This is a genomic window from Nonomuraea zeae, from assembly GCF_005889725.1.
In the GTDB taxonomy this organism is placed as follows: Bacteria; Actinomycetota; Actinomycetes; order Streptosporangiales; family Streptosporangiaceae; genus Nonomuraea; species Nonomuraea zeae.
In genome coordinates, this window is record NZ_VCKX01000099.1 from 19,642 (window position 1) to 38,739 (window position 19,098).

Consider the following 19,098-nt stretch of genomic DNA (forward strand, 5'->3'; position numbering starts at 1 on the left):
CGTAGTGGGAAATTTCGTAGCAAGTCAATACGTTGTCGGCCTAAGTCTGGACGTGGTAGGTATCTCACATGAACCAGCGGCTGCCCGTGCAGGGGGCACAGGGCGACCTGCTGCGACTCGTCGCCACCGGCAAGGCGGAGTCCCGCGCCGACCTGGCCCGCTTATCGGGCCTGGCGGCCTCCAGCGTCTCACTGCGTGTCGAGGAGCTCATCGACGCCGGGCTGCTGGCCGAAGAAGGCTCGGGCACCTCACGCGGCGGCCGCCGCCCCCGCCTGCTGCGCCTGTCCCCGGAAGCCGGCGTCCTGGCCGTCGCCGACCTCGGCGCCCACCACGTACGCCTCGGCCTCCTCGACCTCAGCGGCGCCCCGCTCGTCGTCGAGGAACAACCCTGCGAGATCACCGACGGCCCCCAGCGCACCCTCGACCGCATAGCGGACGCCTTCGACACCCTGCTGGCCACCCACGTCCCCGGCCACGTCCCGCTGCGCGGCCTCTGCACCGGCATCCCCGGCCCGGTCGACCCCGCCACCCTGCGCGTCGTCACCCCCTCACGCATGCCCGGCTGGAACGAGTTCCCCGTCGCCGACCACCTCGCCCGCCGCTACGACCTGCCCGTCCTCGTCGAGAACGACGCCAACCTGATGGCCGCCGGCGAGGCCCGCTGGTGGCCCGGCCGCCAGAACCTCATGGTCGTCAAGGCCGGCACCGGCATCGGCTGCGGCGTCATCGCCAACGGCCACCTCCACCGCGGAAGGGGCGCGGCCGGCGACATCAGCCACGTACGCGTCCGCTCCGACTCCTCGATCCTGTGCGCCTGCGGCCACCCCGACTGCCTGGAGGCCTACGCCAGCGGCGCCGCCCTGATGTCCGCCCTCGCGGACGCGGGCATCGAGGTGAGCCGCCCGGCCGACATCGTCACCCTCGTCAACGACGCCGTCCCCGAGGCCACCAGCCTGGTCCGCACCGCGGGCCGGCGCATCGGCGAGGTGCTCACGGTCCTGGTCAACTTCTTCAACCCGGACGTGGTGGCGGTGGGCGGCAGCCTCTCGGCCGCCGAGCCCCTGCTCACCTCGATCCGCGCCGCGGTCTGGGAACGCTGCCTGCCGCTGGCCACCCGCGACCTGGAGATCGCACCGGCGAGGGCCGGCCGCGACGCCGCCCTCCTGGGCGCCGGCACCCTCCTCCTCGAAGCCGCCTTGCTCGGGTGATGGTGGCGTGAGAAATGCAATCCCCGCCCGCCTTTACAAAGTAGATCACGAGCTTCGGCGCTATTGAGAGAAAGGCCGGCTTTCCGGAAAGCACGCCGCGCACTGACGCATCCCGCGAGCGGGCGCCCCTGCCATTCGATCGCCTCCCTGACCTTGCCTCGTAGCCGCTCACCTGGCGGAAGCCACCGGCCGGCCCAATTACCGGATTCGCATGCTTGCATTCGGTGTCAAAGAGCGGTCACAAGCCTTGTCGGACATGACGTCCCGGCGCACAGTCGAGGAACAATCGACCGGCTCAGGAGGATGGATGAACGAAAAGGGCGCACCAAATCCTCGATCAAGAAACGCGATAAGGCGTCTCTTATCGACTGGCCTCGCGATATTCGCCGCCGCCTTCCTCGTCGTGCCGCCCGCAGGGGCCCTGGCCCTGCCGACGCCGAAGGATTTCGTGTCGAATCTCGACCTCGACTGCTACAAGACCACCACGTACCAGCCGCCGGCCATCACCCTGCTGCTGCGCCACCTCAATCCCGTGCTCGGCAACCTGCCGCCCGTGCAGGTCACGCTCGGCCAGCGGGAGCAGCTGTGCGTTCCGGTGGCCAAGAACAACGTCCTCCCCCCGGCGGGCGTGCTCGACTACCTCAGATTCGTCGACCTGTCCTGCTACCGGGTGACCGGGCCGGCGATCAACCAGACTCTGGGGCTGCGTCACCTCAATCCGGTCCTGCAGAACGTGCCGGGCATCAGCGTCACGCTGAACCTGCCCCAGCATCTGTGCGTGCCGGTCGCCAAGAACGGCGTGGTCCCCGCCCCGGACATCCTGCGGGTCATCTCGCACATCGACCTGCTGTGCTACGCGCACCAGCCGAACCCGTCCATGAACAGGGCTCTGACCCTCACCCAGCTCAACCCGGTGCTGACCGGCCAGATCCCCACCAGGACCGTCCAGGTCACCGCCGCCCGCCAGCTCTGCGTGCCGGTGCAGAAGTCCGGTGACGACATCCCGCCGGACGTGCTCACCATCGTGCGCTGGGTCGACCTGGAGAAGTTCGACGTCAGCAGCCCGGCCATCTCTCCGGTGCCGCTGACCCTGAGACACCTGAACCCGGTGCTGGGCAACCTGCCCCCTGAGGACCTCAGGCTCACCGGCGCCGCGCAGCTGGCCGTCCCCGTCTCCAAGAACGGAGTGGTGCCGCCCGGCTGATCCGCCTCAGCGACCGGGCCGGGTGACCGGCCCGGCCGCCCCTCCGTCGCCGCATCCGGCCTGGGACCACAACCTCGTGGCCGGCCGTTCGAGGCCGCCGGCGTCGAAGGGGAGATCGCCGAGCACGAAGATCACCGAAATGCTGCTAGCCTCTCGGGATTTGATCGGCTCATCTCGTTCCGGACAAGGACACTTATGCCCCTGCTGGCCCGCATGCTCTCCGCGCCCCTGTTCGTCGACGTCCGGGCCGGTGCGGTCGCCAGCCTCGGCACGCTGCTCAGCGACCTGCAGATCGCCAGGCAGGGCCGGGTGGCCGTCGCCGTCGGCCCCAGCCAGGGCGACGGCATCTGCGAGGAGCTGCGGATCGACGGGGCCGAGGTGCTCCGCGTCCCCGACGGCACGCTCGCCGCCGCCGCCGAGCTCGGACGGCAGCTGCGGGCCGGCCAGTTCGAGGCGATCGCGGGCATCGGCGGCGGCAAGACCATCGACGTGACCAAGTTCGCCGCGCACATGGCGGGCATCCCGATGGTGGCGGTGACCACGAGCCTGGGGCACGACGGCATCGCCTCCCCGGTGAGCACCCTCCAGCACGAGTCGGGCACGGGCTCCTACGGCGTCGTGATGCCGACGGCCGTCCTGGTGGATCTCGACCGCGTACGGTCCGCCCCGGCGTCGCTCTCCACGGCCGGGATCGGCGACGCGATCAGCGACCTGTCGGCGGTGGCGGACTGGGAGCTGGCCGCCGCCGAGGCCGGTGAGCCCATCGACGGCCTGGCGGTGGCGATGGCCCGATCGGCGGCGCTGGTCGTGCTGCACCAGCCGGGGCAGGCCAGGAGCGATGAGTTCCTCACCGTGCTGGCCGAGTCGCTGATCCTGTCCGGGATGGCGATGGGAGTGGCCGGGTCGAGCCGGCCGGCCAGCGGCGGCGACCACGAGATCATGCACGCCGTCAACGAGCTCTTCCCCGGCACGGCCAGCCACGGAGAGCTCGCCGGGGTCGGCGCCCTGTTCTGCACCTACCTGCGCCAGGACCATGACAAGGTGGAGCTGATCTCCGCCTGCCTGGAACGCCACGGGCTGCCACGCACGCCCGGCGACCTCGGCCTGCCGGACGCCGCCTTCGCCAAGGCCGTGGCGTACGCTCCGCAGACCCGTCCGGGCCGCTACACCATCCTGGAGCACCTCGACCTGTCCGAGTCTCAGCTCGCCGAGCACGTGGCGGCCTACGTCGAGGCGATCACCGGCTGAGGACCTGGTGCAGGAGACGATGCCGCGGGCGTGGAAGGCCCGGGGCGGAGCTCCCGTGCGCAGCACTGCCCGTCAGGCCACCCGGAGGTCGTCCATGGCGTCCCGGTCCCATGCGATCCCCAGCCCCGGCACGTCGGGAGCGATCGCGTGGCCGTTCTCGATCGGGAGCTCCGCGAGGGTGATCGCGCGCAGCTGCGGGATGTGCTCCACGTACGTCCCCGCCGGCACCGCCGCCACCAGGCTGACGTGCAGCTCCATCAGGAAGTGCGGGCAGACGGCCACGTTGAACGCCTCCGCCAGGTGCGCCACCTTCAGCCACGGCGTGATCCCGCCCACCCTGGCCACGTCCGCCTGCACGACCGAGGCCGCCCCGCGCGTCAGGTAGTCGCGGAACTGCCCCACCGAGTACATCGACTCCCCCACCGCCACCGGGATCGACGTCGAACGCGCCAGCTCCCTGTGCCCCTGCACGTCGTCGGCGGGCAGCGGCTCCTCGAAGAAGTACACCCCGTAGGGCTCCAGCGCGTGCGCCCGGCGCCGGGCCTCCGCGTACGTCATCGACTGGTTGGCGTCCACCATGATGTCGAGGCCCGGTCCCACGGCGGCGCGGACGGCGGCGATGCGTTCGGCGTCCTCCTCGACCCGCGGGCGGCCAATCTTGATCTTGACGCCGCCGAGCCCGGAGTCCCGCGCCGCGAGCGCGCCGCGGACCAGGTCCTCGGTGGACAGGTGCAGCCAGCCGCCCTCGGTGTCGTACACGGGGACGGCCTGCCTGAACCCGCCGGCGAGGCGCCACAGCGGCTCGCCGGCGCGCAGGCAGCGCAGGTCCCACAGCGCGCTGTCCACGGCGGCCAGCGCCAGCGAGGTGATCGCGCCCACCGTGGTGGCGCGGGTGGCGGCGAACAGATCGCGCCAGATCGCCTCCACCTCCCGCGCGTCCCGCCCGTCCAGCGCGGGCAGGAGGTGGTCGCGGAGCATGGACAGGACGGCCCGGCCGCCCGTGCCGATCGTGTACGAGTACCCGATCCCCTCCAGCCCGTCGCCGGTCGCGAGCCGGACGAAGATCGTCTCCTGTTTGACGAACGCCTGCACGGCGTCCGTCCTGACGGTCTCCACGGGGATGTCGATCAAATAGGCGTCGGCGCTGACGATCTTCGTCATGTACTTCCAATCCGGAGGAAACGGTCGCGAGCCGCGGTGAGGTGAGCACGCATCGCCGCCTCGGACTCCTGCGCGCCGCCCGCGGCGACGGCCTCGGCGATGCGGGCGTGCTCGGCCAGCGTGGGCTCGCCGCTGCGCCGGCCCTCGTACTCGATGCGGAACAGGTGCAGGTGGCAGTGCGTACGCCGGAGCGACTCCCGCAACGCCTGGCTGCCGGACAGCTCGGCGATCAGGTCATGGAATCGCGCGTCGTGGGCGGCGATGCCGTGGTAGTCCTCGTACCGCGTGCCCTCGGGCGCCTGCGGGACGCCGGCCAGCTCGGCGCGCAGCCGTTCGGCGGCGGCGGGCGTCACCCGCTCGGCCGCGCGCCCCGCCGCCCACGGCTCCAGGAGCAGCCGCAGCTGGTAGAGGTCGGCGACCTCGTCGGAGCTCAGCAGCGGCGCGACCGAGTAGCCGCGCAGCGCCTCCTTGGTCAGCAGCCCCTCGGACTCCAGCGCCGACAGCACCTCGCGCACCGGCGTCTGGGAGACGTCCAGCAGCCGGGCGACGGCGTAGATGTTGACGCGGGCGCCCGCCTCCAGGTCGCCGTTCATGATCAGGCTCTTCACCCGCTCGTAGACGTCCTCGGTCAGGACGCTGCGCCGGGCCGCCTGCACCCGCCCTTTCAGGCGGCTCTCCAGGTCCCCTGCCACGCTCACGCTCCCACAGATCTATCCGACAGGTCTTGACGTACGTAGTGAACTCTAGGCAACATGTCCGAAATATCCAATAGGAAATAGTACTTAGGATCGCGATGGCCACAACCCTCCGGAGCACCGTTCGCGGCCGCTTGCGCTGGTACATGATCAGCTTCGTTTTCGCCGGACTCGTCATCAACTACCTGGACCGGGCCAGTCTCGGCGTCGCCCTGCCGTTCATGGGCGAGACGTTCAACCTCTCCAAGACCGAGGAGGGGATGATCCTGGCGGCGTTCTTCTGGTCGTACGACTTCTTCCAGCTCGCCGCCGGCTGGTTCGTCGACAGGTACGGGCCGCGCAAAACGTTCACGTTCGCCGCCGTGTGGTGGTCGCTGTTCACCTCGCTGACGGCGCTGGCCAGCAGCTTCGTGTCACTGTTCGGCGTACGGCTGCTGCTGGGCGTCGGCGAGAGCCCGGCCGCCACGACCAGCGCCAAGGTCGTGGCGCGCTGGTTCCCGCGTCATGAGCGGGCGCTGGCCACCGGGATCTGGGACTCCGGCTCACGCGTGGGAGGCGTCATCGCGCTGCCCGTGGTGACGGCGCTGATCGCCTGGCTGGGATGGCGGTGGACGTTCGCCGTCATCGGGGTGATCGGCCTGCTGTGGGCGCTCGGGTGGTGGCGGACCTACCGGGATCCGCAGGACCATCCGAAGATCACGGAAGAGGAGCTGGCCTACCTGCGCGAGGGCGGGGCGCGGTGGGAGGGCGACGACGACGAGGACACCGCCAAGATCCGCTGGCGGGACCTGTTCCGCTATCGCACCATCTGGGCGATGATGCTGGGCTTCTTCTGCCTCAACATGGTCGTCTACTTCTTCCTCACCTTCTTCCCGACCTATCTGGTGGAGGAGCGGGAGTTCAGCCTGCTGAAGCTGGGCCTGTTCGGCGCGCTTCCCGGGCTGGTGGCGATCGGCGGCGAGTGGCTCGGCGGGTGGCTGGCCGACCGCCGCATCTCGCGCGGTGACTCGGTGACCCGGGTCAGGAAGCAGTTCATCGCGGGCGGGTTCCTGGTCTCGACGGTGATCGGGCTGGCGGTGTGGGTGCCCGATGCGTGGATGGCCCTGGCGCTGCTGTCGGTCGCGTACGCGGGCTCGACGTTCGCCGCCGCCAACATCTGGTCCCTGCCCGCCGACGTCGCCCCGGCCGACCGCCACGTGGCCTCGATCGGCGGCATCCAGAACTTCGCCTCGAACTTCGCCGGCATCATCAGCCCCATCATGATCGGTGTCCTGGTGGACCGGACGTCGTCGTTCACCGTCCCCCTGATGGTGATCGCGGGCGTGGCGCTGCTGGGCGCGTTCACGTACGCGGTGATCCTGAAGCGCGTCGAACCGCTCAGGCGACCGTGAGCTGAAGCGGGCCGTCAGCGTTCGGCGAACAGCCGGGCGACCAGCTCGCCCCGGCTGGAGATCCCCGCCTTGCCGAAGACGGCCTTGAGGTGACCGCGAACGGTGTGCGGGGAGATGAACAGGGCCGCGGCGATCTCGGCGGTGGCCAGGCCGCGCGCCACGAGCTGAGCGACCTCGAACTCGCGCGGCGTCAGACCGTACGCCTCGGCGACCATGACCGCCAGGTCGGCGGGCGCGGCGGGCTCGATGACCAGCACGATCGGACCCGGCCGCCCCCCGGGACCGGTCAGGCATGAGGCGCGGCAGGTCAGCCACCAGCCACCGGCGGTGCGCAGCCGGATGCGGGCGCTGCCGCGGTCGCGGCCCTGGGCGATGGCCCGCGCCTGCAACGCCGTGCCGATCAGCCAGATGGGCACCCTCGGCCCGAGCGCCGACGGCGTGGACGGCCCGTCCGGCAGCAGCGCGAGATACCGCCGCGCCTCCTCGTTGATCGAGGTGGCCTCCCCATGCTCGTCGAACAGCAACAGGCCGGGTGCGGACCCGCCGCGCTCGCCGTCCGATTCGCGAGGACCAGCGAAGCGGCGCAGCCGGTCGGCGAGCGGCCCCGACAGGCCGGCGACCAGCGCGACCTCGTCCGGGCCGAACGCGGGACCGCCCCGCATGCGGAACAGGCTCACCGATCCCCACGGCCGGCCCCCGATCCGCAGCACGGCCCGCAGCTCGTCGTGCACGCCCTGCCCGCCGAACAGGCGGCGGAAGCGGGCGCTGCGGGCCGGCAGGTCACCGGTGGCCGCGCGCAGCCCGGCCACCGGTACGGCGGCGCGGACCAGGTCGCGGAACGGCAGGACGTTCTCCTCCAGGAGCTCGCTCTCCCAGTAGGCGGCGCAGTCTTCGGCCGTGCCGAGGTTCTCCACCAGCATGGGCGCGGTGACCAGGCCCGTCTCCGGGTCGGTCGCCGACCACACGGCGGCGTCGAACGGCATCAGCCGCCGCAACCTGGTCGAGGCGCGGGTGAAGAGCTCCAGCGCGTCGCCCGCCCGCTCGGCAGCCGACACGATCTCGGCGTGGCGGTGCGGGTGCGTCATCGAGCCTCCTGCCGCGGGGTGTCTTCCGGGCCAGCTTTCCTGCTCTCCCCTCCTTCGCCAACCCCTCGTTTGAGGGGGTTCATTCCACAGGCGACCGGCCGCGATCGGGGGATGGAGCGTGGCTCCGGCGACCGCGAGGCTCGGAACGGCCTTACTGGACGAAGAGGGAGCATTCATGCGTATCGCGATCGTCGGAGCCGGCGCCGCCGCGGTCGGCCTGCTGGACGCGCTGGCCGCGCTGGCCGTGGGGGCGGCGGAGGCCGGGGAGGTCACCGTGTTCGAGCCGTCCGCGCACCTGTGGCGGGGCCGCCCGTACGGGCCGGACCTGGACAGCGTGCTGGTCAACGTCCCGCCCGCCATCATGTCGATCCGCCACTCGGACGCCGGGCACTACGCCTCCTGGCTGGGCGGCGAACGCGCCGCCGCGCACATGGACGACCTGCTGGGAGAGCCGATCGTGCCGCGCGCGCTCTTCGGCGCGTACCTGGCCGACACCGCCGAGGCCGCTTTGGCGGTGTTGCGCCGGCGGGGGTGGCGGACGCGGGTCGTCGCCGCCCGGGTCGTCGCGACGGCTCGCTCCGGCGACGGCCCCGGGCTGGTGGTGCGCACCGAGGACGGGCGCGGCCATCAGGCCGATCAGGTGGCGCTGTGCGTGGGCGGGGGAACGCCCCAGGACCACTACGGCCTGAGCGGAGCCCCCGGGTTCTTCGGTGATCCGTATCCGCTGGCGGACACGCTCGGCCAGGTCCCGGCCGGGGCCGACGTCGCGGTGCTCGGCAGCGGGCTGACGGCCGTCGACGTGGTCGTCTCGCTCGCCGCGCGCGGCCATGCCGGGCGGATCGCGCTGGTGTCGCGGAGCGGCCTGCTGCCCGGCGTCTGGCAGCGTCCCGTCAGCCACCAGCGGCGGCACGTGACCGCCGAGCGGGTCGAGGCGCTGGGCCGCGCGCACGGCGTCGTCACCCTCGACGATCTCGCCGGGCTGGTCCGCGCTGAGCTGGAGGCGGCGGGCGAGGACTTCGCCTGCTTCGCGGCGGAGCTGCTGGCGGCGCGTTCCGAGCCGCCCGTGGAGCGGTTGCGGCGGCAACTGGCCGCCGTCGGCGACCCCGCGATCGGGCGGCAGGTGCTCCGGGAAGGCGTGCACGCCGTCGGCCCGTACGCGTGGCGGCTGCTGCCCGAGCCCGACCGCGACCGGCTGCGCCGCCACTTCCGCCTGGCCACCAGCGTCGCCTCGCCGATGGTGCCGGTGAACGCCGCCGTCCTGCTACGGCTGTTCGACTCCGGGCAGCTCAGCGTGGTCGCGGGCGTCCGCAAGATCGAGGCGGCGGCGAACGGGTTCCGGGTGCACCGCGACGACGGCGACCGCAACGCGAACGTCGTCACCGCGAACGTCGTCATCAACGCCGTGAACCCGCCGCCCCATTCCGTGCCCCTCGCCGCGGAGCCGCTGGTCACGTCCCTTCTGACCGCCGGGCTCGCGACGCTGCACCCGGCGGGCGGGCTGGTCTCCGCCGACCCGCGCGTGCACGTGGTCGGAGACCTGGCCGGTGGCGGGCCGTTCATCACCTCGGGCATCCCCTCGATCGCCGCCCGCGCCGCCCGCGCCGCCCGCGCCGCCGACGCGGCCCGCGCCGCTGACGCCCTGCCGTCCGCTCCCACCAACGTTGCGGGTTGAACCCTGCTCCGCCCATCCCGCGTACTCCCTCAGACAGACACCGCCGACAGGGGAGGACGCCGTGAACGTCCAGGAGCTACGCACCGCGCTCGCCAGGTGCCCGGTCTCCCCGGATCGCTATCGCATCCTCGAGCCGACGGCGGACTTCGCCTGGTGCCTGAGAAGGGTGGGGCGGACATGGCTGGTCTTCTACTGCGAGCGCGGCAGCTGGGCGCTGAAGCGGTTCAAGACCGAGAGCCACGCCTGCGAGTATTTCTTCAACCAGGTCGTGCGCTGAGGCCCGGTCACGGGAGCCGGCGGAAGGCGGCGCGCCAGCGGTGCCGCTCGCCGTCGCGCAGGTCCTCCACCTGCACCGTCTCCAGCCCATCGGCCGCGAACGCCTCGATCTCCGACGGCGTCAGCGGCCACGGCGGCGCGAACACCGGCCCGCCCTCCTCCCGCCCGGAGGCGATCACCAGCAGCGTGCCGCCCGGCCCGACGAACTCCGCGACCCCGGCGATGGCCTGCGCGTGCAGCGGCTCCGGCAGCGCCTGCACGGTCATGACCTCGACCACGAGATCGAACGCCCGCCGCCACTCCGGAGGCGGGTCCAGCAGGTCGGCGACCTCGTAGCGCACCGTGCTCCCGGGGAAGCGCTCCTGGGCCAGCCGCACCGCCGACTCGCTCACGTCGAAGGCGACCGTCTCGTAGCCGAGCCCGGCCACGAACTCGGCGTCGTCACCCAGCCCGGCCCCCACGACCAGCGCCCGCCCGCGACCTGGCGCGACCCAGCCGGGCAGCAGGAAGTGGGGTGAGCGCGAGTCCCACGGCACGATCGCGTCGCCGGTCGCCGACTCGGCGTAGAGCCGCTCGAACCAGCCGGTCGCGTCGCCCTGGGCCAGCGACTCGGCGGCCAGCCTGATGGCGTCCTCGTCAGGATCTCGCCCTGTCATCGGCACCCCCAGCAATATCCCGTACGGCTCGCCGCGCCCGGCCGCCGCCGCCAGTTCTACCACGTCCACCCGGTCCCCCAGCGGCCCGGCGAGCACGCGCTGAGCGAACGGGTGTTCGTGCACGTACCCCTTGCGGCGCAGCGCCACGTCGAACAACGGGATGAGCGCGCAGACGTCCCGGCTGGGGTGGGGACAGGGGTAATCGCGGTGCCACCAGTCGAGCTCCCCGATCCTGCCCGCCACCGCGAGGGCCAGGACGTCCGACGAGGTGGCGGGCCGGCCGTGCAGCTGGGAGACCGCCTCGATGAGGGTGGCTCGCTCGCCCTCCATCACACCGGCCCACGCCGCCGCCGGCCGCTCCCCCAGCCGGTACGACTGCCCCGCCGGGTCGTCCAGCAGCCGGCGGCTGACCTCCTGGGCGAGCCGCCGTTCGAGTCTGTCGTCCATCCTGAGCCCCATACCGTCGGGCAGCTCGGCGGCGCCCCACGGCTCCTCGCCAAACAGATCCCGGCAGTCCACGCTGCCGTCCGGCAGGGGCCGGATGCGGCCCAGCAGCCCGTCGTGCTGGATCTTCCAGCGAAAGCCGTCGTAGAGGTCGCGGGCACCGCCGAGGTGGGCGAAGGGACTCACGTATCGGGCCAGGTACCAGGAGAGGGCGCTCTGCACGTAGACCTCGGCCCGCGAGGCGGCCCGCAGGCGCTCGGCGCCGACCACTGAGCGCGCCTCGGCCCAGAGCGCCTGCCGCAAGGGCTGACACGCCTCTTCGAGCCACTTTTCCTGCCGGTACAGGAACAGGAAAACGGCCCAGCGCTCAAGCCGCCTCCACCGCTTGACCACCAGCAGCTCCCGCACCAGGACAGTGTGCAGGTCGCGTTCGCTCATCCCGATGAGCATGGGCAGCCCCAGCTGGAACTGCACCTTGCCGTTCAGCTTCTCGAGCGCGGCGATGGTCGTCAAGGCCGTCAGGCGCACTTCCGGTGTGGAGTCGAAACCCGCCGCCCGCATCGCATCGGCGATCACGGCCGCCACCCGCGGATGATCGTCCAGCGGGAACACGAACGTCTCGTTGCGCTGCAGCCGCTGCCAGCGACCTTTCACCAGCACCAGCGCCGTCAGCCCGAAGAAGGCGGCCGCGGACCACACCACTTCGGCCAGGCCGAGAACCACGCCGAGCAGCGCCAGCCCGCTGGCGACGACCGCCAGCCCGGCCAGCCCGGCCAGCAGCTTCACCCGCTCACCGAGCCAAAGCCGCCACCAGTACTCCCGCAACCACAGCCACGACACCCGAATCCGCGGTAATCCCACGCCCAGCTCCAGCCCTATTCACAAGATCGGCTGAATCTACGCGTGAAACGACTCCTTCGCCAACCTGCGCACCCGCTCCTCGTCGATGGTGTGCCCGAGCCCCGGCTGGGTCAGCGGGACCGCGACGACGCCGGCGTTCGCGCCCACGATCGGCGTGACGATCTGGTTCTGTTTCGGCGGCTGGGTGACGTCGCACGGCAGCGTGCACCCCGGAAGGCTCGCCACCGCGACGGTGGCCGCCCTGGACAGGCCCGCGCCCTGGCCGCCCGCGCACTGGATGTCCCAGCCCGCCGCGGCCGCCCGGTCGTGCGCGCGCCGGGCCTCCGACAGCGAGGGGAACGAGGACGGGCGCAGCAGCAGCACCTTCGCGGCGCGCAGCGTGAGGTAGTCGTCCAGCTCGGCGGTGGACCCGGGCTCGACCGCGACCGAGGCGGCCACCTGGTCCTGCAGCGAGGCGTGCGCGTATACGTCGCCCACGGGGAACGGGCGCTCGACGACCTCCAGCCCGTAGGCGTCGAGCGCGACGAGCTGGCCGAGGTCGGAGTAGGCGTTGCCGCAGTCGACGGCCAGGGTCAGCGCCGGGTACGCCTGCCGCACAGCGCGTACGGGCTCGACGTCCCAGCCGGGACGGACGTCCAGCGTGACGTGCCCGTAGCCGGCGCAGACCTGCTGGTTGACCCGGGACACCAGGCTCTCGACGGACGGGTCCGGCGAGAGCCTGACCGTGGCCATCAGCGAGGTGCGGGTGCCGCCGATCGCCTCGGCGAGCGGCACCCCGCGCATCCTGGTCCACAGGTCCCAGCAGGCCATGTCCACCGCCGGGTCGCCGCTCGGCACCGCGTCCGGGTGCTCCCAGTCGACGCCGACCAGCAGCGCGGCCAGCGTCTCCTCCAGCCTGGACCATGTCTTCGGCTGGGGGGAGATGGCCTCGCCCCAGCCGGTCATGCCCCCGTGGTCGGTGAGCTTGACGAGCAGGCTCTCCGACCTCCTGCCGAACGGCAGGATCAGCTGGAAAACCTCAAGCTCCCGCACTCGCGGCATTTATCCCCCTTTTATGACGCGGCTCCTTCCATAGTGCCTGTCTTCGCTGACTGGGCAAAACGCGGGGCCAGCAGCACGGCCCCCACGGCCAGCACGACGGTGAAGGCGAGACCCACCGCGTAGTTCTCCGCCGTGGCGGTGAACAGGGCGCCGCTGACCGCGACGGCCACCACGGTGAACACCGATTCGCCCACGCCCACGGCCGCGCTGTTCTGGCCTTCCTCGCCTTCCTTGGACATCTCCAGCACCAGGACGGACACCGTGGGGTGCAGCGCGCCGATGCCGAGCCCGGAGATGGCCATGGCCACGTACGCGACCGCGATCGGCATGGAGTCGATCAGCACCAGGGACACGAGCGCGATGCCGATGGCGATCATGGCGGCGCCGCCGCGGATGGCGGTCATGTGGCTGATCGTGCCGCGGCCCTTGATCCAGGAGCCGGTGGACCAGCCGAGCGCGCCGATCGTGAGCACGACGCCCGCTCCGGTGGCGCTCAGGCCGCGCTCGTTCATGAGCATGAGGGGGATGAGCACCTCGGCCGCCATGAGCGCGCCGTAGGCCAGGCCGCGCAGCACGGGCGCGGTCGGCAGCCCGCGTGCGGCCCTGAGCGAGCCGGGCAGCAGCAGCTTGGGCAGGGCCACGGCCAGCAGGACGATCCCGGCGGCGAGCAGCGGCAGGCCGGCCAGCTTGAGCGCGCTGCCGTACTGGATCAGGGCGGCGGCGACGGCGGTCAGCGTGGCCCAGACGAGCTTGCGGCCGAGGCCGGGCGCGGGTTCGGCGCCGCCGTTCTCCAGGGCCTGGCCCGCGGTGCCGCGCCAGAGCAGCAGCGCCGACGGGATGACGATCAAGGAGACACCGTGGAAGATCCACCGCCAGTCGGCGTTCTCGACCACGAAACCGGCGATCGCCGGGCCGATCATGGACGGCACGACCCAGGCGGCCGAGAACAACGCGAACACCTTGGGATGCATCGCGCCCGGATAGACCCGGGCGACCAGCACGTACAACGAGACCTGGATCAAACCCGCCCCGAGCCCCTGCACGAACCGGCCCGCGATGAACACCTCCATCGTCGGCGCGAACCCGGCCAGCAGCAGCCCGGCCACGAAACCGACCACGCCCACCGCGATCGGCTGCAACGGCCCCCGCACATCGCTCCACCGCCCGCCCAGCACCGTCGCGATCACGCTGGCCGCCAGCGTGGCGCTGAAGGCCAGGTTGTACAGGGACATGCCGCCGAGCTCGCGGGCCACGACGGGCATCGCCGTGGCCACCGCCATCGCCTCGAAGGCGACCAGCATGACGAGCGCCACCAATCCCACGCTGAGCGCCCGGTAGCGGGCCGAGAGCACTCCGGCCGGGGCGGTGGCCGTAGATCCTTCAACAGTCGTTGTCATGCCGAAAAGCTATGGCAAAACCCCAGGTCAGCACATCGGGCGCGGGTCCTAGGCAATTGGCCCTAGGGCGCGCCCGCCCCGCCGCGCCCGGGCATGCGGGCCTCCATGCCGTCGAGGAGCAGCTCAAGGCCGTAGTGAAAGCGTCCTTCGCCGTCGTCGGCGATCAGGTCATCCACGAACCCGGCCAGGTGCGGGAACTTCTCCTGCGGCAACGCCCGGTAGTAGCTGGAGATCTGGCCGACGAACGCCTCGAAGTACTCCTCCTTGGTCTCATATCCGGCCGCGCGCATCCTCGCGTAGTGCAGGGAGCCCTCGTACGCGTCGCCGACGACGTAGAGCGAGAACCGGTCCATCGACAGGGACGCCTGCCTCGGCGTCATGCCCGCGTCTATCAGCAGCCCGAAGAGGAACTCGCCCACGCGCAGCGAGTTGGGCCCCGAGGGGATGTTGGCCAGCGCCGCACGGGCGATGTCCGCGTGGGCGCCGAGCACCCGGTGCACCTCCAGGCCGTAGGCCCGCAGCTGCTCCTTCCAGCGGCTCGGATCGGGCTCGGGCAGCTCGATCTCGCCGAGCACGCGATCGTAGATCAGCTCCAGCAGCTCGTCCTTGTTGGCCACGTGCGCGTAGAGCGAGGCGGGCCCCGTGCCGAGCTCCTGAGCGACGCGTCTCATGCTCAGCGCCTCGAGCCCTTCGGCGTCGAGGATCCGCAGCCCGGTCTCCACGATCAGGTCCTGGCTGAGCTGCCGCTTGAGCTGCGCCGCCTTGCGCGGCCGGCGCCACGGGGGCACGGGCACGGCGTCGGTGCCCTCCTTGCGATCCACCATACGAACACTGTACTTGACACGAACATCGTTCGCCGTTAAAACAGTGTTCGTAACGAACAGCGTTCGTCTTATGGAACACCGTTATCAGAGGAGCCCCCAATGACCGTCACCGCCGCAGCGGCGGACACCGAGATCCAGCCCTACCGCTGGCGCTGGGTCGCCCTGTTCGTCATCCTGGCCGCCGAGGTCATGGACCTGCTCGACGCCCTCGTGACCACGATCGCCTCCGTCACCATCCGGCAGGAGCTCGGTGGCTCCGACAGCCTCGTGCAGTGGCTGGGCGCCGGATACACCCTCGCCATGGCCGTCGGGCTGATCACCGGCGGGCGGCTCGGCGACCTGTACGGCAGGAAGCGCATGTTCGTGATCGGGGCCGCCGGCTTCACCGCCGCCTCGTTGCTGTGCGGGGTCGCGGTCAGCCCCGAGATGCTGATCGCCAGCCGCGTGTTGCAGGGCCTGTTCGGCTCGGTGATGATCCCGCAGGGCCTTGGGCTGATCAAGGAGATGTTCCCGCCGCGGGAGCTGGGCAAGGCGTTCGGCATGTTCGGCCCGGTCATGACCATCTCGTCCGTCGGCGGTCCCGTGCTGGCCGGCTGGCTGGTCGACGCCGACTTCTTCGGTACGGGCTGGCGCATGATCTTCCTGATCAACCTGCCGATCGGCCTGGCCGCCGTGCTGGCCGCGCTCCGCTTCCTGCCCGAATACCGCCTCTCCAACGCCACCAGGCTCGACCTCGTCGGCACCGCGCTCGTCTCGGCCGCGGCGTTCCTGCTGGTCTTCCCGCTCATCCAGGGCCAGGAGCAGGGCTGGCCGGTGTGGACGTTCGTGTCGATGGCCGCCTCGATCGTGATGTTCGTCGTGTTCGGCCGCTACGAGTCCCGCCGGGCCAGGGCGGGCCGGGATCCGCTGGTCACGCCCAGCCTGTTCCGCAAGCGCGCCTTCACCGGCGGGATGGTGGCCGGTCTGGCCTTCTTCTCCGGGATGATGGGCCTCGGCCTGGTCTTCAACCTCTACGTCCAGGGCGGCCTCGGCTTCACCCCGCTCCAGGCCGGGCTTACCGGGCTGCCGCAGGCCCTGGGCGGCGTGGTCGGCTTCGGCCTGGCCATGTCGGGGCTGCAGGAGAAGCTGGGGCGCGGCCTGCTGCAGATCGGCACCCTCGTCATGGGGGCGGGCGCGGCCGTGCTCGCCCTGACCATCCACCTGGCCGGCCTCGACGTCAGCTCCTGGCAGCTCGCCCCCGGCCTCGCCCTCGTCGGCGTCGGGATGGGGCTGACCATGGCGCCGTTCTTCGACATCGTGCTCGCCGGGGTCGAGCCGCACGAGTCCGGCTCCGCCTCCGGCACGCTGACCGGCGTCCAGCAGCTCGGTGGCGCGCTCGGCACCGCGGTGCTGGGGACGATCTTCTTCAACCTGCTGGCGAAGGAGTGGGACTTCGGCTCGGCCATGCAGGTCACGGTCTGGGTGGAGGTGGGGCTGCTGGCGCTGACGTTCGGGCTGTCGTACCTGCTGCCCCGCAGGGCCCGCCCCGAGCAGGCCGGCCACTGAGCACGCGCCCGCCCGGATCTCCGCGAAGGCCGCGCCCCACGGGGGCGCGGCCTTCCTCACGCCTTATGCGCCGGCCTCATGCCGTATGCGCCAGGCTCATGCCTTTGCGCGGGGCTCAGGTCTTTGCGCCGGGCTCAGGTCTTATGCGCCGGTGCCGACGTGCCGCTCGGCCCACCGGGCGATGTCGCGGCGCTCGATGGCGGCCGCCATCAGGTCGGGGAAGGCGTCCGGCGTGCAGGCGAACGCCGGCACCCCCATCGCGGCCAGCGCGGCGGCGTTCTCGTGGTCGTAGAACGGCGCGCCCTCGTCGGACAGCGCGAGCAGCACGATCACCTGGACACCGGCCTCCGTCATCGCCGCCACCCTGCGCAGCATCTCCTGCCTGACGCCGCCCTCGTAGAGGTCGCTGATCAGGATGAAGATCGAGTTCGCCGGGCGGGTGATCAGGCCCTGGCTGTAGGCGATGGCCCGGTTGATGTCGGTGCCGCCGCCGAGCTGGGTCCCGAACAGCAGCTCGACCGGATCGTGCAGCTGGTCGGTGAGATCCACGACCGACGTGTCGAACACGACGAGCGACGTCTTGAGCGAGCGCATCGACGCCAGCACCGCCCCGAACACGCTTGAATACACCACCGAGGCCGCCATCGACCCGCTCTGGTCGATGCACAGCACGACCTCGCGCTGCACCGAACGCTGCCTGCGCGCGTAACCGACCAGCCGCGAGGGGACGACCGTGTTCTTCTCCGGCAGGTAGTTCTTGAGGTTCGCCCTGATTGTCCGGTCCCAGTCGATGTCGGCGACCCGCTTCGGCCGGTGCGTCCGCGCCGAACGGTCGAGCGCCCCGGTCACCGCCGCCCTGGTCTTCTGCGCGAGCCGGCGCTCCAGCTCCTGCACCACCTTGCGCACCAGCGCCCTGGCCGACTCGCGGGCCTGGTCGGGCATGACCTTGTTGAGCGCGAGGAGGGTGCCGACCAGGTGCACGTCCGGCTCCACGGCCTCGAGCATCTCGGGCTCCAGCAGCAACCTGGTGAGGTTGAGCTTCTCGATGGCGTCCTTCTGCATGACCTGGACGACCGTCGCCGGGAAGTACGTCCGGATGTCGCCCAGCCAGCGAGCCACCCGCGGGGCCGACGCGCCGAGGCCGCCCTGCCGGCCGTCCCGGTCGTCGTAGACCGCCGCCAGGGCCGCGTCCATCCGCACGTCCATGCCCTCCAGGCCGCACCCGGTGCCGTCGGCGTCACCGCCGCCCAGCACGAGCCGCCACCTGCGCATCCGCTCGTCCTGCCCGCTCATCCGCCGTCCCTTCCGATGATCGACAGTACGGTGGCGACGGCCGCGGCGGCGCGCCGCTCGTCCACGTCCTGCTCCGCCTCCGGCCGCCCGCGCCCGGCCGAGCGCAGCCGCTCCCCCACGGCTCTCCGCTCCGGTACGGCGAAGCCGCCGAACGTGCGGCGCAGCAACGGCAGCACGTCGGTGAACTGGTCGCCGGACAGCCCGGTGAGCCAGCCGTCCACCAGGGCCAGCAGGCGCGGGTCGTGCACCAGCAGCAGCCCGCCGCCGGACAGGAACCCCTCGACCCACGCGGCCGCCCTGGCCGGGGTCTGCCCGCTGGACATGGCCCTGGACATGCGGTCGCCCGCGTCCTGGAGCTCGCCGGAGTCGAGCAGGATCCTGGTCAGGCGGCCTTCGATGAGGCCGTGCAGGTCCTGGCGGTCGCTGACCCCCCGCAGGGTCACCAGCCACCGGCTCCGCGGCGACCCCCCGGCCGCACCCTCCTCACCGCCGGACGCCGTCTCGGCGGAGGCCACCCCCGCTGAGGCCGCCCCCTCGGAAGCCGTCCCCGCTGAGGCCCGCGCCCCTCCCGGTGGCGCCGCGGCGTCGGCGTCGGCGTCGGCGTCGGCGAGGAGGGCGACCGCCGTGTGGACCGCGTCCACGTGCTTCAGCAGGTCCGCCGCCGCGTCGTCGTCGAGCCCCGTCACCGCCACCGGCAGGCCGACGCAGATCCGCTCCAGCATCGACCGCACGATCACCGCGAGCCCCTCGGCCGAGGTGCCCCGGACGTCGCCGTACCGATGCGCCCGCACCATCGCCGGCAGCGCCGCCATCAGGTGCGTCACGTCGGTGTCCAGCGCGGCCTTGGCCGACAGCGCCGCCAGCACCTCGGGCAGCGCCTCGGGGAGCTCGGCCAGCAGGCACAGCTCCACGAGCGAGGTCAGGTCCGCCAGCGCCGCCCGCTCCGCGCCCGCCAGATCCCTGGCCCGCTGCGCGGCGGCCGAGGCCACGGTGGTGCCCAGGGCCGCGTGCTCGATGAGCGCCAGGTCGTGCTCGGGCCGCCACTGCAACGTCCACGTCTCCCTGAACGTCCCCTTCCCCCGCGCCTCCCCCAGCGC

16 protein-coding genes are annotated in these 19,098 nt (G+C 71.9%); 7 read left to right on the forward strand and 9 right to left on the reverse strand.

Annotation, left to right across the window (positions count from 1 at the left end):
- Positions 1–68: 68 nt before the first annotated feature.
- From ETD85_RS28880 to ETD85_RS28890, 3 genes are all read left to right on the forward strand, one after another.
- Positions 69–1,208 (forward strand): ROK family transcriptional regulator, encoded by a 1,140-nt coding sequence (locus ETD85_RS28880; protein ID WP_240779491.1) that lies wholly within the window; start codon positions 69–71, stop codon positions 1,206–1,208.
- Between the two features lie 448 nt (positions 1,209–1,656).
- Complete coding sequence (locus ETD85_RS28885) at positions 1,657–2,412, forward strand: hypothetical protein (protein ID WP_240779492.1); 756 nt, start codon at positions 1,657–1,659, stop codon at positions 2,410–2,412.
- A gap of 213 nt (positions 2,413–2,625) precedes the next feature.
- The gene (locus tag ETD85_RS28890; RefSeq protein WP_138692953.1) at positions 2,626–3,660 is read left to right on the forward strand and encodes an iron-containing alcohol dehydrogenase family protein; all 1,035 of its coding nucleotides are present in this window, start codon (positions 2,626–2,628) and stop codon (positions 3,658–3,660) included.
- 72 nt (positions 3,661–3,732) lie between these two features.
- On the opposite strand, the gene ETD85_RS28895 is transcribed toward ETD85_RS28890, so the two are convergent.
- Complete coding sequence (locus ETD85_RS28895) at positions 3,733–4,821, reverse strand: mandelate racemase/muconate lactonizing enzyme family protein (RefSeq protein ID WP_138692943.1); 1,089 nt, start codon at positions 4,819–4,821, stop codon at positions 3,733–3,735.
- Entirely contained in the window at positions 4,818–5,513 is a 696-nt protein-coding gene (locus ETD85_RS28900) for a GntR family transcriptional regulator (RefSeq protein ID WP_206058682.1), read from the reverse strand. The genes ETD85_RS28895 and ETD85_RS28900 overlap by 4 nt, the downstream gene beginning before the upstream one ends.
- Before the next feature lie 149 nt (positions 5,514–5,662).
- Here ETD85_RS28900 and ETD85_RS28905 point away from each other — a divergent pair, with 149 nt between their 5' ends.
- Positions 5,663–6,907, forward strand: coding sequence for an MFS transporter (locus tag ETD85_RS28905; protein WP_206058684.1), 1,245 nt, complete (start codon positions 5,663–5,665; stop codon positions 6,905–6,907).
- A 14-nt stretch (positions 6,908–6,921) separates the two neighbouring features.
- Here ETD85_RS28905 and ETD85_RS28910 read toward each other — a convergent pair whose 3' ends face one another.
- Positions 6,922–7,992 (reverse strand): helix-turn-helix transcriptional regulator, encoded by a 1,071-nt coding sequence (locus ETD85_RS28910; protein ID WP_138692945.1) that lies wholly within the window; start codon positions 7,990–7,992, stop codon positions 6,922–6,924.
- A gap of 175 nt (positions 7,993–8,167) precedes the next feature.
- Here ETD85_RS28910 and ETD85_RS28915 point away from each other — a divergent pair, with 175 nt between their 5' ends.
- Entirely contained in the window at positions 8,168–9,664 is a 1,497-nt protein-coding gene (locus tag ETD85_RS28915) for an FAD/NAD(P)-binding protein (RefSeq protein WP_138692946.1), read from the forward strand.
- A 61-nt stretch (positions 9,665–9,725) separates the two neighbouring features.
- Complete coding sequence (locus ETD85_RS28920) at positions 9,726–9,941, forward strand: hypothetical protein (RefSeq protein WP_138692947.1); 216 nt, start codon at positions 9,726–9,728, stop codon at positions 9,939–9,941.
- Between the two features lie 7 nt (positions 9,942–9,948).
- Here the strand turns inward: ETD85_RS28920 and ETD85_RS65960 are convergent, their stop codons facing one another.
- The 4 genes from ETD85_RS65960 to ETD85_RS28940 all read right to left on the reverse strand — a co-directional run bounded on the left by ETD85_RS65960 (position 9,949) and on the right by ETD85_RS28940 (position 15,163).
- Positions 9,949–11,901: a class I SAM-dependent methyltransferase gene (locus tag ETD85_RS65960; protein ID WP_240779493.1), complete on the reverse strand. Its 1,953-nt coding sequence runs from the start codon at positions 11,899–11,901 to the stop codon at positions 9,949–9,951.
- A 36-nt stretch (positions 11,902–11,937) separates the two neighbouring features.
- Entirely contained in the window at positions 11,938–12,942 is a 1,005-nt protein-coding gene (locus tag ETD85_RS28930) for an enolase C-terminal domain-like protein (protein ID WP_170246891.1), read from the reverse strand.
- Between the two features lie 11 nt (positions 12,943–12,953).
- Positions 12,954–14,339 carry an MFS transporter gene (locus ETD85_RS28935; RefSeq protein WP_240779494.1) on the reverse strand — a complete coding sequence of 462 codons (1,386 nt, stop codon included), beginning with the start codon at positions 14,337–14,339 and terminating at the stop codon, positions 12,954–12,956.
- Positions 14,340–14,401: 62 nt separating this feature from the next.
- A complete protein-coding gene (locus tag ETD85_RS28940; RefSeq protein ID WP_138692948.1) occupies positions 14,402–15,163 on the reverse strand; it encodes a TetR/AcrR family transcriptional regulator C-terminal domain-containing protein in 762 nt (253 codons plus the stop codon).
- Positions 15,164–15,262: 99 nt separating this feature from the next.
- Here ETD85_RS28940 and ETD85_RS28945 point away from each other — a divergent pair, with 99 nt between their 5' ends.
- The gene (locus ETD85_RS28945; RefSeq protein WP_138692949.1) at positions 15,263–16,708 is read left to right on the forward strand and encodes a DHA2 family efflux MFS transporter permease subunit; all 1,446 of its coding nucleotides are present in this window, start codon (positions 15,263–15,265) and stop codon (positions 16,706–16,708) included.
- A 141-nt stretch (positions 16,709–16,849) separates the two neighbouring features.
- Here the strand turns inward: ETD85_RS28945 and ETD85_RS28950 are convergent, their stop codons facing one another.
- Together ETD85_RS28950 and ETD85_RS28955 are read right to left on the reverse strand one after the other, a co-directional pair.
- Complete coding sequence (locus ETD85_RS28950; RefSeq protein ID WP_138692950.1) at positions 16,850–18,001, reverse strand: VWA domain-containing protein; 1,152 nt, start codon at positions 17,999–18,001, stop codon at positions 16,850–16,852.
- The coding region (locus ETD85_RS28955) for a DUF5682 family protein (RefSeq protein WP_240779495.1) at positions 17,998–19,098 on the reverse strand (1,101 nt) is incomplete at its 5' end. The genes ETD85_RS28955 and ETD85_RS28950, both read right to left, overlap by 4 nt.

What these genes read in the sequence shown, in the direction of transcription:
- ETD85_RS28880 (WP_240779491.1), top strand. Translation starts at nt 69, where the DNA reads ATGAACCAGCGGCTGCCCGTGCAGGGGGCACAGGGCGACCTGCTGCGA.
- ETD85_RS28890 (WP_138692953.1), top strand. Translation starts at nt 2,626, where the DNA reads ATGCTCTCCGCGCCCCTGTTCGTCGACGTCCGGGCCGGTGCGGTCGCC.
- ETD85_RS28895 (WP_138692943.1), bottom strand. Translation starts at nt 4,821, where the DNA reads ATGACGAAGATCGTCAGCGCCGACGCCTATTTGATCGACATCCCCGTG.
- ETD85_RS28905 (WP_206058684.1), top strand. Translation starts at nt 5,663, where the DNA reads ATGATCAGCTTCGTTTTCGCCGGACTCGTCATCAACTACCTGGACCGG.
- ETD85_RS28910 (WP_138692945.1), bottom strand. Translation starts at nt 7,992, where the DNA reads ATGACGCACCCGCACCGCCACGCCGAGATCGTGTCGGCTGCCGAGCGG.
- ETD85_RS28915 (WP_138692946.1), top strand. Translation starts at nt 8,168, where the DNA reads ATGCGTATCGCGATCGTCGGAGCCGGCGCCGCCGCGGTCGGCCTGCTG.
- ETD85_RS28930 (WP_170246891.1), bottom strand. Translation starts at nt 12,942, where the DNA reads ATGCCGCGAGTGCGGGAGCTTGAGGTTTTCCAGCTGATCCTGCCGTTC.
- ETD85_RS28935 (WP_240779494.1), bottom strand. Translation starts at nt 14,339, where the DNA reads ATGACAACGACTGTTGAAGGATCTACGGCCACCGCCCCGGCCGGAGTG.
- ETD85_RS28940 (WP_138692948.1), bottom strand. Translation starts at nt 15,163, where the DNA reads ATGGTGGATCGCAAGGAGGGCACCGACGCCGTGCCCGTGCCCCCGTGG.
- ETD85_RS28945 (WP_138692949.1), top strand. Translation starts at nt 15,263, where the DNA reads ATGACCGTCACCGCCGCAGCGGCGGACACCGAGATCCAGCCCTACCGC.
- ETD85_RS28950 (WP_138692950.1), bottom strand. Translation starts at nt 18,001, where the DNA reads ATGAGCGGGCAGGACGAGCGGATGCGCAGGTGGCGGCTCGTGCTGGGC.